Source organism: Paenibacillus xylanilyticus (assembly GCF_013359935.1).
Lineage (GTDB): Bacteria > Bacillota > Bacilli > Paenibacillales > Paenibacillaceae > Paenibacillus > Paenibacillus xylanilyticus.
Window position 1 is genome coordinate 1 of the sequence record NZ_JABMCB010000153.1, and the last position, 14,130, is coordinate 14,130.

The 14,130-nt window shown below is 50.2% G+C and carries 12 protein-coding genes and 8 tRNA genes; 18 read left to right on the forward strand and 2 right to left on the reverse strand.

Annotated features, from left to right (window positions below):
- Positions 1 to 50: 50 nt before the first annotated feature.
- The 18 genes from HP552_RS04690 (at position 51) to HP552_RS04775 (ending at position 11,743) form a co-directional block, all read left to right on the forward strand.
- Positions 51 to 136, forward strand: a tRNA-Tyr gene (locus HP552_RS04690).
- A gap of 10 nt (positions 137 to 146) precedes the next feature.
- A tRNA-Lys gene (locus tag HP552_RS04695) sits at positions 147 to 219 on the forward strand.
- 11 nt (positions 220 to 230) lie between these two features.
- Positions 231 to 311: transfer RNA gene (locus tag HP552_RS04700), tRNA-Leu, on the forward strand.
- Positions 312 to 321: 10 nt separating this feature from the next.
- A tRNA-Gly gene (locus tag HP552_RS04705) sits at positions 322 to 396 on the forward strand.
- 9 nt (positions 397 to 405) lie between these two features.
- Positions 406 to 482 (forward strand) — tRNA-Arg (locus HP552_RS04710).
- Between the two features lie 15 nt (positions 483 to 497).
- Positions 498 to 576 (forward strand) — tRNA-Leu (locus HP552_RS04715).
- An 8-nt stretch (positions 577 to 584) separates the two neighbouring features.
- Positions 585 to 658: transfer RNA gene (locus HP552_RS04720), tRNA-Pro, on the forward strand.
- A 12-nt stretch (positions 659 to 670) separates the two neighbouring features.
- A tRNA-Gly gene (locus tag HP552_RS04725) sits at positions 671 to 741 on the forward strand.
- A 307-nt stretch (positions 742 to 1,048) separates the two neighbouring features.
- A complete protein-coding gene (gene iolD / locus HP552_RS04730; RefSeq protein ID WP_175394453.1) occupies positions 1,049 to 2,914 on the forward strand; it encodes a 3D-(3,5/4)-trihydroxycyclohexane-1,2-dione acylhydrolase (decyclizing) in 1,866 nt (621 codons plus the stop codon).
- Between the two features lie 60 nt (positions 2,915 to 2,974).
- The gene (iolE, locus tag HP552_RS04735) at positions 2,975 to 3,880 is read left to right on the forward strand and encodes a myo-inosose-2 dehydratase (protein ID WP_175394454.1); all 906 of its coding nucleotides are present in this window, start codon (positions 2,975 to 2,977) and stop codon (positions 3,878 to 3,880) included.
- A gap of 177 nt (positions 3,881 to 4,057) precedes the next feature.
- On the forward strand, positions 4,058 to 5,068 hold the full coding sequence (gene iolC, locus HP552_RS04740) for a 5-dehydro-2-deoxygluconokinase (RefSeq protein WP_175394455.1): 1,011 nt from the start codon (positions 4,058 to 4,060) through the stop codon (positions 5,066 to 5,068).
- 57 nt (positions 5,069 to 5,125) lie between these two features.
- Positions 5,126 to 6,601 carry a CoA-acylating methylmalonate-semialdehyde dehydrogenase gene (locus HP552_RS04745; RefSeq protein ID WP_281366004.1) on the forward strand — a complete coding sequence of 492 codons (1,476 nt, stop codon included), beginning with the start codon at positions 5,126 to 5,128 and terminating at the stop codon, positions 6,599 to 6,601.
- Positions 6,602 to 6,668: 67 nt separating this feature from the next.
- Positions 6,669 to 7,715: an inositol 2-dehydrogenase gene (iolG, locus tag HP552_RS04750; protein ID WP_175394456.1), complete on the forward strand. Its 1,047-nt coding sequence runs from the start codon at positions 6,669 to 6,671 to the stop codon at positions 7,713 to 7,715.
- Positions 7,716 to 7,816: 101 nt separating this feature from the next.
- The gene (iolB, locus tag HP552_RS04755; protein WP_175394457.1) at positions 7,817 to 8,623 is read left to right on the forward strand and encodes a 5-deoxy-glucuronate isomerase; all 807 of its coding nucleotides are present in this window, start codon (positions 7,817 to 7,819) and stop codon (positions 8,621 to 8,623) included.
- Between the two features lie 125 nt (positions 8,624 to 8,748).
- Positions 8,749 to 9,756, forward strand: coding sequence for a LacI family DNA-binding transcriptional regulator (locus HP552_RS04760; RefSeq protein ID WP_175394458.1), 1,008 nt, complete (start codon positions 8,749 to 8,751; stop codon positions 9,754 to 9,756).
- Positions 9,757 to 10,327: 571 nt separating this feature from the next.
- Entirely contained in the window at positions 10,328 to 10,708 is a 381-nt protein-coding gene (locus HP552_RS04765) for a hypothetical protein (protein ID WP_175394459.1), read from the forward strand.
- 40 nt (positions 10,709 to 10,748) lie between these two features.
- Positions 10,749 to 11,246, forward strand: coding sequence for a hypothetical protein (locus HP552_RS04770; RefSeq protein ID WP_175394460.1), 498 nt, complete (start codon positions 10,749 to 10,751; stop codon positions 11,244 to 11,246).
- Positions 11,243 to 11,743: a GNAT family N-acetyltransferase gene (locus HP552_RS04775; RefSeq protein ID WP_175394461.1), complete on the forward strand. Its 501-nt coding sequence runs from the start codon at positions 11,243 to 11,245 to the stop codon at positions 11,741 to 11,743. Before HP552_RS04770 ends, HP552_RS04775 begins: the two co-directional genes overlap by 4 nt.
- Positions 11,744 to 12,002: 259 nt before the next feature.
- On the opposite strand, the gene HP552_RS04780 is transcribed toward HP552_RS04775, so the two are convergent.
- A complete protein-coding gene (locus HP552_RS04780) occupies positions 12,003 to 12,674 on the reverse strand; it encodes an FMN-binding negative transcriptional regulator (protein ID WP_312884211.1) in 672 nt (223 codons plus the stop codon).
- Complete coding sequence (locus HP552_RS04785) at positions 12,643 to 14,049, reverse strand: M14 family zinc carboxypeptidase (protein ID WP_175394463.1); 1,407 nt, start codon at positions 14,047 to 14,049, stop codon at positions 12,643 to 12,645. The genes HP552_RS04780 and HP552_RS04785 overlap by 32 nt, the downstream gene beginning before the upstream one ends.
- Positions 14,050 to 14,130 lie beyond the last annotated feature (81 nt).

Below are 14,130 nucleotides of genomic sequence, written 5' to 3' on the forward strand. Positions count from 1 at the left end.
AAATCCTCGTGTCGGCGGTTCGATTCCGTCCCGAGCCACCTTTTAATCCTGGAGGATTAGCGAAGTGGCCAAACGCATCAGACTGTAAATCTGCTCCCGTACGGGTTCGGTGGTTCGAATCCATCATCCTCCACCAGTTTTTTTATGAGTCATTAGCTCAGTTGGTAGAGCACCTGACTTTTAATCAGGGTGTCGAAGGTTCGAGCCCTTCATGACTCACTTTTATATATGCGCGTGTGGCGGAATTGGCAGACGCACTAGACTTAGGATCTAGCGTCTTTGACGTGGGGGTTCAAGTCCCTCCACGCGCATCCTTTATACGCGGACGTGGCTCAGCGGTAGAGCATCGCCTTGCCAAGGCGAGGGTCGCGGGTTCGATTCCCGTCGTCCGCTCCAATAATATTTGCGCCCTTAGCTCAGCTGGATAGAGCGTTTGACTACGAATCAAAAGGCCGGGAGTTCGAATCTCTCAGGGCGCGCCATTTATAACTTCATATGCCGGCGTGGCGGAATGGCAGACGCGCTCGACTCAAAATCGAGTGGGAAACCGTGGAGGTTCGAGTCCTCTCGCCGGTATACTATAACGGGATGTAGCTCAGCTTGGTAGAGCACCTGGTTTGGGACCAGGGGGTCGCATGTTCAAATCGTGTCATCCCGATCTTATTCTTATGCGGGTGTAGTTCAATGGTAGAACTTTAGCCTTCCAAGCTAATAGCGTGGGTTCGATTCCCATCACCCGCTTAATATCATGAAAAAAGAGATGGTATATACCGTCTCTTTTTTTGCGTTCATAGAGTTTCATCAAGATTAAATGCCCGGGTATAGTCCACATATCTAATTGGATGGTTTCCTTTGAGTGTGCTAACGCAGTATAGCATCACACTGATAATTAACGTTACTATATTTTATAAAACGCTTACAAAAATATCTTGCCTATTTCATCAAGTTATAATACCATATCAATTAAGCGCTTAACCTTTATGGGTAAGGCGCTTATCCTTAACGTAGATTAAGCGCTTTACCCATAAAGGGGAAGGAGACGAAATCCATGACAACGATTCGGCTGACAATGGCTCAGGCACTGCTCCGCTACCTGGATCAGCAGTACATTTCCGTAGATGGGGTAGAAACCAAATTTGTGAAAGGCGTCATCGGCATTTTCGGACACGGTAATGTAACAGGAATTGGAGAAGCATTGGAACGCAGTTCGGGCAGCTTGACGTATATGCAGGGCAAAAACGAACAGGGCATGGTACATACGGCAGCGGCCTATGCCAAGCAGAAGAACCGCAGACAGATCTACGCATGTACGACATCGATCGGACCCGGTGCGCTGAACATGATTACTGCAGCGGCAACAGCAACGGTTAACCGGATTCCTGTACTTCTGCTTCCCGGTGATAACTTTGCCACACGAGAGCCGGACCCGGTACTGCAACAGCTGGAAGTGAGCAGTGATTATACAGTCTCGGCTACAGACCCATTTAAAGCGGTCAGCAAATACTGGGATCGCATTGTTCGTCCTGAACAGTTGATGATCGCTGTCACGCAGGCGATGCGCATCCTCACGGACCCGGCGGAGACAGGTGCGGTAACACTGGCGCTTCCACAGGATGTGCAGGCGGAGGCGTACGATTACCCGGAATCGTTCTTCGCCCGCAAAGTGCATTACCTGGACCGCCGCCCCCCGGTGCATGCGGCCATTGAACGGGCAGTGGAACAGCTTGCCCGTGGCAGGAGGCCACTGCTGATTGCAGGCGGCGGTGTGCTGTATTCCGAGGCTTCCACACAGCTTGCTGCGTTTGCCGAGGCGTTTGGTATTCCGGTTGCCGAGACACAGGCCGGCAAGAGTGCATTGCCCTGGGATCACCCTCTCAATGTGGGGGCCATTGGGGTTACCGGCTCGTTAGCGGCCAACCGGCTCGCTAGAGAAGCAGATGTTGTGATCGGCGTCGGCACCCGGTTCTCGGATTTCACGACGGCCTCCCGGTCCGCTTTTCAGCATCCTGAGGTTGCATTTATCAACATTAACCTGAACGGCATGGACGCAGCCAAGCTGGGCGGGGAAGCGATTCTGGCAGATGCGCGGGAAGGTCTGCATGCTTTGCAAACGGCATTGCAGGAACGGAAGTATCAGAGCGGATACAGCTCATCCGAAATTGCTGATCTGCGGGTCGAATGGAATCGTGAGGTAGATCGGCTGTATGAACTCCAACACGAAGCAGGGCTGGCGCAGACCACCGCTGTTGGAGTCATTAACCGGACAATTGATCCATCTTCCGTCATTGTATGTGCGGCGGGAAGCCTACCCGGAGACTTGCATCGCCTTTGGCGTGCGGCAGCACCCAAGACGTATCACATGGAATATGGCTTCTCCTGCATGGGATATGAGGTGAGTGGGGCGTTTGGAGCAGCGCTTGCCGAGCCGAATCGTGAGGTATATGCCATGGTTGGCGATGGCAGTTACCTGATGCTTCATTCCGAGCTGGTGACCAGCTTACAGGAACAGAAGAAGTTCACCATTTTGCTATTCAACAACAACGGCTTCCAGTGTATTCATAATTTGCAGCGGGAACACGGCAGTGATGGGTTTGGCAACGAGTTTCGCTACCGTGAGTCGGAGACCGGGCAACTGAGTGGAGATTACATGCCAATGGATTTTGCAGCACATGCCCGCAGTCTGGGAGCAAAAGCGTATCAAGTGGAAACAGCAGAGCAGCTGGAGCAGGCGCTCAGAGATGCACGGAACGAAACGATAACCACACTGATCGAAATCTTGGTTGTGCCGGGGACGAACGCAGGAGGATATGAATCCTGGTGGAATGTAGGGGTGCCGGAAGTATCTACGGAAGAAAAGGTTATTAGTGCTCACCACGCAATGCAAGCCAGCCGAGCCAAAGCAAGGCCCATTTAATTCAGCACAGTGCATCTGAACGAACATTACGCTGAACTCAAAAAAAGGAGACGTGGAGCAATGAATAAGCTGCCATTTCAGCTCGGGATTCATCCGATCAACTGGGTCGGCGAGGATGTAAAGGAGCATGGAGACGACACCACGTGTGAGCAGATTTTGGATGACATTCAGCGACTCGGGCTGACAGGTACCGAGATGGGGCGCAAATATCCGACAGACCCAGCTGCATTGCGAGAGGAATTAGGGAAGCGGAATATCCGTCTGGTTTCTCAGTGGAAATCGGTGCTGCTCTCCGATCCGGCTTATCGACAGTCTGAGCTGGACAGCTACCGCAGACATGCTGAATTTCTGCAATCGATGGGCAGTACGGTGATTAGCACAGCAGAGGTAGGTGGTTCCCTACATTTTGATCCCCGGCGGACTCCACATGAAAAGGAAGTACTACGGCTCAGTGAATCTGAGTGGCATATCCTTGCCGAAGGATTGAACGAAGCAGGAGCTATAGCCCGCGAATATGGACTAAAGCTGACGTACCATCACCACGGCGGCACAGTGGTAGAACAACCGGATGAGATCGACCGTTTGATGGAATTGACCGATCCCTCTCTCGTGTATTTGCTCTATGACACGGGTCATGCCTACTACGGAGGAGCAGATCCACTCGCATTGCTGCGGAAACATTATGACCGGATTGCCTATATCCACTTGAAGGATATTCGTCCGGATGTGCTGGATGAAGCGCGGGCAGCACAATCTGATTTTGTGGGCTGTATTCGCCGAGGAGTGTTTACTGTACCTGGGGATGGATGTATTGATTTTGCTCCGATTCTGCAGGAGTTGATCGACCGGGGATATGATGGCTGGGCGATGCTTGAAGGGGAGCAGGACCCCGCAATTCATAATCCATATGAGTATGCAAAACGATCCCTTTTGTATATGAATTCACTGATTGGTCAGCCCAGCTGATTCGGCATGGCGTCAACTTGAAGCCCATACGATGAGGTAACGGAGTGTTTTTCAAGTCCACGTACACATAGCAGTTGTAGACAGTAGGTGCAGACCGGAAGTCAGTCTGTTCAACATAAGTCGGTCAGCACTTTCCACCCTGATCACTATCCCATCACCGAAAGGGGTTCAGAACCAATGACTTACGTTTCCTTTCCTTCATCCAGGAAGATGGATTTCACCGCGATCGGCCGTCTGTGTATCGACTTGAATGCCAATGAGATCAACCGTCCGATGGAAGAGACGATGACGTTTACGAAATATGTGGGTGGTTCTCCGGCCAATATTACGATTGGCATGTCCAGGCTCGGCATGGAAACGGCCTTTATCGGCAAAATCGCCAATGACCAGATGGGCAGGTTCATCCAAGGTTATCTGGAACGCAACGGAATCGATATTTCGAATGTGGTAACGGACGACACAGGAGCGGTGACAGGTCTCGCTTTTACCGAAATCAAAAGTCCAACGGACTGCAGCATTCTGATGTACCGCGACCATGCAGCAGATCTGTTGCTGCAGGCGCGTGAAGTGCAGGAGCAGCTGATCGCTGACTCCAAGGTGCTCCTGATCTCCGGAACGGCTCTGGCCCAGAGTCCATCCCGTGAAGCGGTATTCCAGGCTTTAACCTACGCGAAAAAACATGGAACCGTCATTATATTTGATCTTGATTATCGCCCCTACACATGGACATCAGCCGAAGAAACGGCAGTCTATTACAACCTCGCAGCTGAAAAATGCGACATCATTCTGGGTACCCGCGAAGAGTTCGACATGATGGAGACGTTTGACCATAATCCACAACATAGTGATCAGGTAACTGCGCAAAAGTGGTTTGATTACTCAGCAAAAATCGTCGTGATTAAGCATGGCAAAGAAGGCTCCATTGCGTATACCCGTGAGGGGCTATCCCATCGAGCGGAAAGCTATCCTGCGCGTGTGGTGAAGACATTTGGAGCAGGCGATTCCTATGCAGCAGGATTCCTATACGGCATTATGCAGAACTGGACGATTGAACGAAGCATGGCGTTTGGCAGTGCGGCGGCGAGTATCGTCATCTCCAGTCACAGCTGTTCGGATGCGATGCCGACGGTGGAGCAGGTGAATGACTATATCGAACGCTGCAATCGGGGCGAAATTACCGTGTCCTGAATCGCGTTGGAGTAATCGGAACATACGGAACACATATAAGCGAAGGGAGACAGGGCTATGGGAAAAGGGCTTTCAGAAGCGTCTGCAACAGTAACGATGGTACAAAACTGGATTGGGGGTGCCTGGGTGACCCCGGCGGCAACCCGTACCGAGCCGGTCGTAAATCCGGCCACGGAAGAGGTTATTGCACACGTGCCGCTGTCGGAACAAGCGGACGTTGATCTTGCCGTGCAGACGGCACGGGACGCATTCCCATCTTGGAGCGGCACACCGGTTCCCCGCCGTGCACGTGTTTTGTTCCGCTATCAGCAATTGCTGGTGGAGCACTGGGAAGAACTCGCACGGCTGGTCACACTGGAAAACGGCAAAAGCTACGCTGAAGCCTATGGGGAAGTTCAGCGAGGCATTGAATGTGTCGAATTCGCGGCAGGTGCCCCGAATCTGATGATGGGCAAGCAGCTGCCCGACATCGCCACCGGGCTGGAATCGGGCATGTATCGGTACCCAATTGGCGTAATCGGGGGAATTACCCCCTTCAACTTCCCGATGATGGTACCGTGCTGGATGTTCCCGCTGGCCATTGCGTGCGGGAATACCTTTGTCCTGAAGCCGTCCGAGCGTACACCGCTGCTGGCAGGCCGCCTGGCTGAACTGTTCAAGGAAGCGGGGCTTCCGGACGGCGTGCTGAACATCGTTCACGGTGCACATGACGTCGTGAACGGACTGCTTGAACACAAGGATGTTCAAGCGATCTCTTTTGTCGGCTCACAGCCTGTGGCTGAATACGTCTATACCACCGCATCCGCGCATGGTAAACGGGTGCAGGCGCTCGCCGGTGCCAAAAACCACTCGATCGTGATGCCAGATGCCGACCTTGATCTGACGGTGAAAGAGATCACCAGCGCGGCTTTCGGCTCGGCAGGAGAACGATGCATGGCCTGTTCGGTTGTTGTCGCCGTTGGCGATGTTGCTGACACGCTAGTACAAAAGCTGGTGGAAGCAGCGGATCACATCACGATTGGTAATGGCATGGATGAGGGTGTATTCCTGGGCCCTGTGATTCGAGGTCCACATAAAGAGCGTACACTCAGCTACATCGAATCAGGAGAACAGGAAGGTGCTGCCTTGATTCGGGATGGTCGCAAGGATGAAGCGGGAGGCAAACCCGGTTATTTTGTTGGACCCACGGTATTCGATGAGGTGCAGAGCAGCATGAAAATCTGGAAGGATGAAATCTTTGCCCCGGTGCTCTCTGTGGCAAGAGTGGCTACACTGGAGGAAGCGATTGAGCTGGCGAACCGTTCCGATTTTGCCAATGGAGCTTGTCTGTTTACCCGCAGCGGAGCGAGCATGCGGCAGTTCCGTGAAACAATTGATGCAGGCATGCTTGGGATAAACCTGGGTGTACCTGCGCCAATGGCGTTTTTTCCTTTTTCCGGTTGGAAGAAATCGTTCTACGGTGATCTGCATGCCAATGGCACGGATGGCGTTGAATTTTATACTCGCAAAAAAATGGTGACTGCTCGCTGGTAATAACATAGGGTGATCCGGGCGAAGGGGGATCCCAGCCCATATGGGCGTAGACAGGGAGGATAACGGGATGGGCAAGGATAAAGTGAAAATTGGCATCATCGGTGCTGGGCGGATTGGCAAGATTCATGCAGATAATCTCATGCGCAATCCGCATGCCAAGATCGTAGGTATCAGTGATTTGTTTGCAGGGCCAGAACTGGAGGCTTGGGCATCCATAAGGGGTATTCCTGTCGTGACGACAGATAGCAGCCAACTGATTGAAATGCCGGACGTGGATGCGGTGCTGATCTGCTCTTCAACAGATACACATGTGCCACTGATCGAGCAGGCAGCCCGGGCAGGGAAACACATTTTCTGCGAAAAACCGGTCAGCATGAACTTGAGCCAGACCCAAGCCGCTGTTACTGCCGTGCAGGAGGCCGGCGTAAAACTGCAGATCGGATTCAACCGCCGTTTCGATCATAACTTCAAGCGGGTGCGTGCCCATGTTCAGGAAGGAACGATTGGTGATCCACATATTATCAAAATCACTTCACGCGACCCGAGTCCGCCGCCTGCAGAGTACATTCGGGTGTCTGGCGGGATTTTCATGGATATGATGATTCACGATTTTGATATGGCGCGTTACCTGTCGGGAAGTGAAGTGGAGGAAGTGTACGCTCAGGGCAATGTGCTGATTCAGCCGGTTTTTGCAGAGCATGGAGATGTAGATACGGCGATTGTAACGATGAGTTTTGAAAATGGAGCCATCGGCGTCATCGATAACAGCCGCCAGGCCGTCTATGGATATGATCAGCGAGTTGAAGTATTTGGATCCCTGGGCAGTGCAACTGCCGGGAACGATCATCCCAATACGGCAGAGATCAGTACAGCGGCCGGACTCATGCGCGATAAGCCGCTGCACTTCTTTCTGGAAAGATACAATGAAGCATATGTGCAGGAGACAGCCCTTTTTATCGAAGCGATCCTGAATGATACACCCGTAACTGTGGACGGTCATGATGCGGTTCAGGCGGAACGGATTGCACTTGCGGCACGGATGTCGATGGAACAGGGAAGACCTGTGAAGCTTCGGGAGGTACCCGGAGTAACGATGGAATCAACTGCTCCATAAATTAATTCTTTCTAAGAACCTTATTTATTGCAGACGATGTGTTTCTGTTTGGCAGGAACATGGCTTGTTATGGATAGTTACAGAAAGGAGTGGGTGGCAGCATGTCAGAACGTATCGTGAAGCCGGTAGTGAATCCGGAGGGAGACGGCACACTTTTAACAGTAACACCGGAATCTGCGGGCTGGGAATACGTAGAATTTCAGGTAGTACAGCTTGCGAAAGGACAGTCCTTTACCCGTGACAGCGGCGATCAGGAGCTCTGTATCGTACTTCTCAGTGGTTTGGCGAACGTGAGTACAAGGGAGCATACGTGGAAGAATATTGGGAAAAGAATGAGCATATTCGAAAAAATACCTCCCTATTCGGTCTATTTATCCAGCACGGATCAGGTCGAGATCACAGCCATTTCCGCTTTAGAAATAGCCATATGTGCGGCACCAGGAAAGGGAACACATCCAACCCGTCTCATTACACCGGAAGAGGTCGGGGTAGAGACTCGTGGATACGGCAATCTGGAGCGCCAGATTCACAATATTTTACCGGAACAAAAGGAAGCAGACAGCTTGCTCGTCGTCGAAGTGTTCACGCCAGATGGGCATTGGTCCAGTTATCCGCCGCATAAACATGATCGGGATGCTTTGCCTGAAGAATCTTTGCTGGAAGAGACGTATTACTTCCGTGTGCAGCCAGAGCAGGGATTTGCCATTCAGCGCATTTATACGGATGATCGCTCCGTGGATGAGACGCTTGCAGTGAACAATGGTGAAGTGGTGCTTGTTCCTTGCGGATACCATCCAGTGGGCGCTCCACCAGGATATGAGGTGTACTACCTCAATGTGATGGCGGGTCCAACCCGAACCTGGAAGTTTCATAACGACCCTGACCATGATTGGCTGATGAAAAGGTAATACGGACCATTTACACCTTCTTCAATGGCTTCAAGTTGCGTATGCTGACTTCCCCCTGCATAATGAGAAGAAAACGATTACCTATATATAAGGATCTTGTATATAGTACAGATGGGGAATTAACAATGAAAGCAACCATTTACGATATCGCACGGGAGGCGGGTGTATCCATTGCTACGGTCTCCCAGGTTATTAACGGCAAAGGGAAAATCAGTGAAAAGCGCCGCGCCGAAGTGATGGAGATCATGGAACGTCTTAACTATCAGCCCAGCGCGATTGCCGCTGCACTTACAGGCAAGCAAACGTATACGCTTGGGCTGCTTGTCCCGGATATATCCAATCCGTATTTTGCCGAGCTTGCCAGAGCGGTAGAGGATCGAAGCCGCCAGCTTGGGTATAGCGTCGTGATCTGCAGCACAGACAATAAGGACGAGCGGGTAGAGCGTTATCTGAACCTGCTTCAGCAGAAAAGAGTCGATGGCATGATGATCGGAACGGGCATTGATAATGCCGAGATCCTGTCACCACTTCTGCAGCAATCCATACCCGTTGCGCTGATTGCTCGCCATATGCCATCACTTTCGGTACATACCGTTGCGATTGACGATAGACTTGGCGGTGCACTGGCTGCGCAGCATCTGCTTGAAATGGGTCATACCCGCATTGCGGTACTGTCAGAACCATTCAAGGTCAGCAGCAGTCAGGAACGCATACGCGGATTCCGTGAAGCGGTAGAGGCAGTGGGTCTTTCTCTTGAACCATGGCAGATCAGAGAGTCCGCTGCGGACCTGAACTCGGCCAAAAAGGAGATGCTTGTGCTGCTTGATGAAGCCAATCGGCCAACCGGCATATTCTGTTGTAATGATATGCAGGCTATTGGTGCATTGCAGGCAGCCAAAGAGCTCGGCTTGCGAGTGCCAGAAGACGTATCCATCATTGGATTCGATAATACCATTCTTGCATCCGTGACCAACCCGCCACTTACAACGGTTGCCCAGCCTATTGAGGATTTGGGGCGTCTTGCTGTGGATCTGTTAATAGATGAGCTGAAGGATGACCGTAAACCGCCACAGAAAATCGTACTAAAACCTGAACTGGTCATTAGAGAGTCAACAGGTGTTGCATCCGTTTAATCTTGAAATCAGCAACCCGGTATGCATCATTTCGATCCATTCAAAAACATGCCGCGTTCAACCTCCGTAGGGATGAACGCGGCTTGCTGCGTTTGGGTGACGAGATTAGACTGCAATTGAAGAGCATCACGGAATCTATCTGATTCGTGGCAGGCTAAGCAGTGATTTTTAAGTCCAATATGTGGTAACTTTAATAATTCAAAATATGGATTGGATAGATGTATTGCTATAGAACAATATATGGATGAAATGGTATACTGGATCAATATACTTACTTCCAGTATTTATATTTTATTGGGTTAGAGGGATGGGTGGTTCTATTAAAAAGTGGGGATTGTTTGCATCCATTTGTTTCGTTACGGCATTATTATTACTTGATTTCTCCCCAGTCCAAAAGGAATTTCATACAGAACCGCCAAGTGGATCTTTTATAAGGGATACTTCACAGACTAACGTAATTAACTGGGAGATTACGAATTTATCGCATGAACAATTTCAAGTGAGATATACCGAAATCACGGGTGAGGATGCACCAAAGATAATCAACGATCAGGACAAAGAGAGTCAGGGGATGAATTTTGCGGAAGAACAGTTTTCGCCCGACATAATCGAAAGTTACGAGGCAGAGTATGCGGCCATTATAGACTTGGGTGAAGAGATTTTTGTGCAGGCGGGAGTTCTGGTGCAGGTCCAGGAGGTTAGGGATGGAGAAACGATACGCAAAGAGTTCCGCAAAGTGTATGAGAATACCGGCTATCTGTCAGCCCAGAATTCCAACTCAATAGAACTTGTAAAAAACTATGTTGTGGGTACGTTGCAACATAGCTCCCAATTACAGATCAGCTTCAATGGTTTTACAGAACACAAAGTAAACGAAGGTGAATCGGAAGCCCAGCATCAGAAGGTAGAAAATCGAAAACATTTTAGCGGGTCAAGGTTTATCCACCCATAGGTTTTCCAGAGGAATACAGCTTAATGAGAGGGGAGATTGCATGAATAACAGAAAGAGACTTATCGTTTGGGTCATCATTTTGGTTGCCATAGTAGCTTTCGCTATACCGATGTACATATCTCAACAACACACCACGTTTCGGGCAGAGGTTACGGATCATATGACCATGCTGGACAAATTTGACCGCTTGGAAATTACGAGATTCTCCAGTGCATCAGGTGACAGGGAAGAAGTGATCATCAAGGATACGGAGGAAATCCAGGATATTTTAAAGGACTATAAGGATGTTGAGTTGAAAAAAGTAAATCAAAGAAATACAGAGCGGGAGACTCCCTATTATTATGAATGGCGTCTTATGATTAACAAAGAGGGACGGGAAATCAATGGTTTTGGAATTACCTTTTATAACAAACATTCAATGGCCATTTATAACGGCAGCAGCACGCGCGATAAATCTCAGGAGTATAAGGTGGAGCAAGAAATGAATTGGTACAAGATGGAGCATCTCTTTGATCAAACAAAGGAGGAGAACTCATGACGGGTTGCCAATTGCGTCTCATAGAGGCAGAGGATATTCCTTTCCTGTGGGAAATGTTATATGCTTCGCTGTTTACGAAGGAGGGTGATGAACCTTTGGAACCCGATATCATACACAGCCCGGAACTGTCCAAGTACGTGGAAGGATGGGGAAGAGAAGGGGACTTTGGATTCATTGCTGTAGACGGACAAGGCAGCAGACTGGGTGCAGTCACATTGCGGTTCTATAGTGATCACAGTGCCGGGTACGGTTACGTGAACGCTGCTACACCTGAATTGGGAATGGCGGTCATTGAGGAGGCTAGGGGCAGAGGAGTTGGCACCCTGTTGATGCAAGCGGCATTGGAGGAAGCTCGGAAGCGGGAAATCGAGGCGGTGTCACTCAGTGTAGATCCAGACAATGCAGCCATCCGACTTTATCGACGTTTTGGATTTGAGGAGAGAGAGATGTGCGGCACATCGGTCACCATGCTATGCACGCTTCATCCAACATCCTGACTATAAGCGAGCTCAACAGAGAATATATCAAAGAAGCGTTCCCCTAAGGGAACGCTTCTCTTATTTCAGCAAAAACGCCAATGCTCCATCATAGGTTTCCCATTGAAATTCCGTCTGATGTTCAGATTCCTTGGAAATCCGGTTCAGCTGCATTAGGGCAATCGCACGGTAGGACTACTGAAATGATTTTTTACGACATAGATAGCTCTATAACCATGCACAATCTCGTATGCCTTGTTCATTCGATAGAATTACACATTTACACGTTGTCCGGATTGGCTGCTTTAATCGCCTCAGCAATTTTCAGTGCATCAGGTTCCCCGGTCTTTTTTAAATGCCTAATGACATTATTGCGACGCTCGGGGGAGTGATCCTGATGCAATTTCCACTGAGCCTGCATGTCGGTGATTTTGATTTTGAACCCCATCACACCCTGGATCAGACGATGATAGATATGGTCAGGAATTTGTCCGTCCCAGGGCTCATCCATACCGGATTCGTAATAGGTTATCGTCTGTTCCATAATGGTTCGGAGCCCCTCGGCATCGTCAACATGCATGAATTCACCATACACATGAACGGCCATATAATCCCAGGTAGGTACAAATCCTTTTTGCTCATACCAGGTGGGAGAGACGTAGGCATGCGGTCCGGAAAAAACCGTCAGCACTTGGCTGTCAATGCTGCGCCACTGGGGGTTGGCCCGGGACATATGACTGACCAGAAATAAGTCCCCGTCTGCTCCGGTTTCGATCAGGAAGGGCAGGTGTGTGCCATGTGGCAGACCGTTTTGCTGTGAGAACAGCACACCAAAGCTATGCTTACGGATGAACTGGATCATCTGCTGTTGATCCTTCATTTGATATTCCGCTGGGACGTACATCCGGATCACGTTCCTTTCAGTTGTGGATCTCCTGCTGGCTTCGCTCATGGATACGTTTGGTGACAATCAGGCCGCTCTCCGTTTGAATGCGAACCAGCTTCTGAATCGGAATAACCGAATAGTCCAGCCTGGATTCGAGCTCTTCGCAGTGTTGGATTAGGAAATCACTTGCCGTGTGGCGCGCATGTTGCAGCAGGGACAAAGCCTCTTGGGAATCTGTGCCGTCATGTTGCAGTCGTTCGATCTCAAATTCAACTGCACGGAGGGACAAGGCGAGAGACAGTCCGTTATAGAATGCAGCGGTCTCCACATTATCGAACAATTGAGCAACCGTAGCCGCTTCTTGGAACTTTGGCAGGCTATCTGCCCAATTTTTCTTCGCGGCACCACCTTGCTTCATGTGATCCAGCGACATATTTACCAGCTTGATGAACCGATTCTCTTCTGTAATGTATGGACGAACGGGCTGTAATAACTCATCCACTTTGGTGAGAAACAGAGTCGTGCGGTCCACGTTAGCATGGACAGCATCCCGTCGGCTGGTGTCGGATAGACGGAGATCCTGCACACGGGCATCGAAGAAATAAGGCAGCTCAGCCAGCAAGGTGACACAGCCCTCTGCATGTGCAGATGCGTAATCGCCACTGGATGTGCCACAGTTGAAACCGACTGGCGTTTCACCTGTATTTTGCTCTACATAATCGTATTCCTGTGCAATGCCCATCGTCTGGAATACAGCGGGTGAAAACTCTGTCAAAAATGGCGCTTCCGGCTCGCCCAGATTCAGAGCAACATCCTGCTTTTCGGCGGCAGCCCGCAGATCGTCATAGATTTCCGGCATATCCTCAGAGATGTACCAGTAGGCTCCGCCGAATCCTGCATTATGTAGGGAATAGAGAAAGGCAGGCTGTTTCTCCTGAATGAGCCGCATAACGGCCTGCGTTTCGGGAAGCGGATTATCGAAGTGCAATTCCTTATAATCAACCGGAAAGGTCCACTCTACCTGCTCATACCCGATCGGACGGTAAAAATGCCTCATATAGTTATAGATCGTGTAGGGGCCTTTGATCCAGCCTTCATTCAACCGGAATCCATCCGGGTCAATACACTTGATAATGTACCAGGTGAATCCGAGTTCTTCCCGAAGCCCTGCATTCTCCGCCAGCTCACGAGACAGAAACTCCATCGTCATTGCGCCAATTGGTTCATTGGGATGAGGACAAGCAAAACATACAGCGTTCAGCGGACCGTTGCCCACTTTGATTCCGAGAATGGGATGCCCATCACGTGAGGTACCCGCTTCAAAGACCGTCACCACATCAGGGTAATCCCATGCCAGCTTGCGTGTGCTTTCATCCATCTCGTCGATCGTCATGAACGTTTCATAATCGGGCACGCGGCCAATCACTTCTTCGATATTCACTGAACATACCTCCCGTTTTGAATGTCTAACTCCATGATTCATCAAGGTTAGTTGCCCAAGCGCATTCGCACCCGGGCCTTT

Coding starts and splice junctions, on each gene's coding strand:
- HP552_RS04780 (WP_312884211.1), bottom strand. CDS start 12,674: ATGAGCGAAGCCAGCAGGAGATCCACAACTGAAAGGAACGTGATCCGG.
- iolC (WP_175394455.1), top strand. CDS start 4,058: ATGACTTACGTTTCCTTTCCTTCATCCAGGAAGATGGATTTCACCGCG.
- iolD (WP_175394453.1), top strand. CDS start 1,049: ATGACAACGATTCGGCTGACAATGGCTCAGGCACTGCTCCGCTACCTG.
- iolE (WP_175394454.1), top strand. CDS start 2,975: ATGAATAAGCTGCCATTTCAGCTCGGGATTCATCCGATCAACTGGGTC.
- HP552_RS04760 (WP_175394458.1), top strand. CDS start 8,749: ATGAAAGCAACCATTTACGATATCGCACGGGAGGCGGGTGTATCCATT.
- HP552_RS04765 (WP_175394459.1), top strand. CDS start 10,328: ATGAATTTTGCGGAAGAACAGTTTTCGCCCGACATAATCGAAAGTTAC.
- HP552_RS04745 (WP_281366004.1), top strand. CDS start 5,126: ATGGGAAAAGGGCTTTCAGAAGCGTCTGCAACAGTAACGATGGTACAA.
- HP552_RS04775 (WP_175394461.1), top strand. CDS start 11,243: ATGACGGGTTGCCAATTGCGTCTCATAGAGGCAGAGGATATTCCTTTC.
- iolB (WP_175394457.1), top strand. CDS start 7,817: ATGTCAGAACGTATCGTGAAGCCGGTAGTGAATCCGGAGGGAGACGGC.
- HP552_RS04770 (WP_175394460.1), top strand. CDS start 10,749: ATGAATAACAGAAAGAGACTTATCGTTTGGGTCATCATTTTGGTTGCC.
- iolG (WP_175394456.1), top strand. CDS start 6,669: ATGGGCAAGGATAAAGTGAAAATTGGCATCATCGGTGCTGGGCGGATT.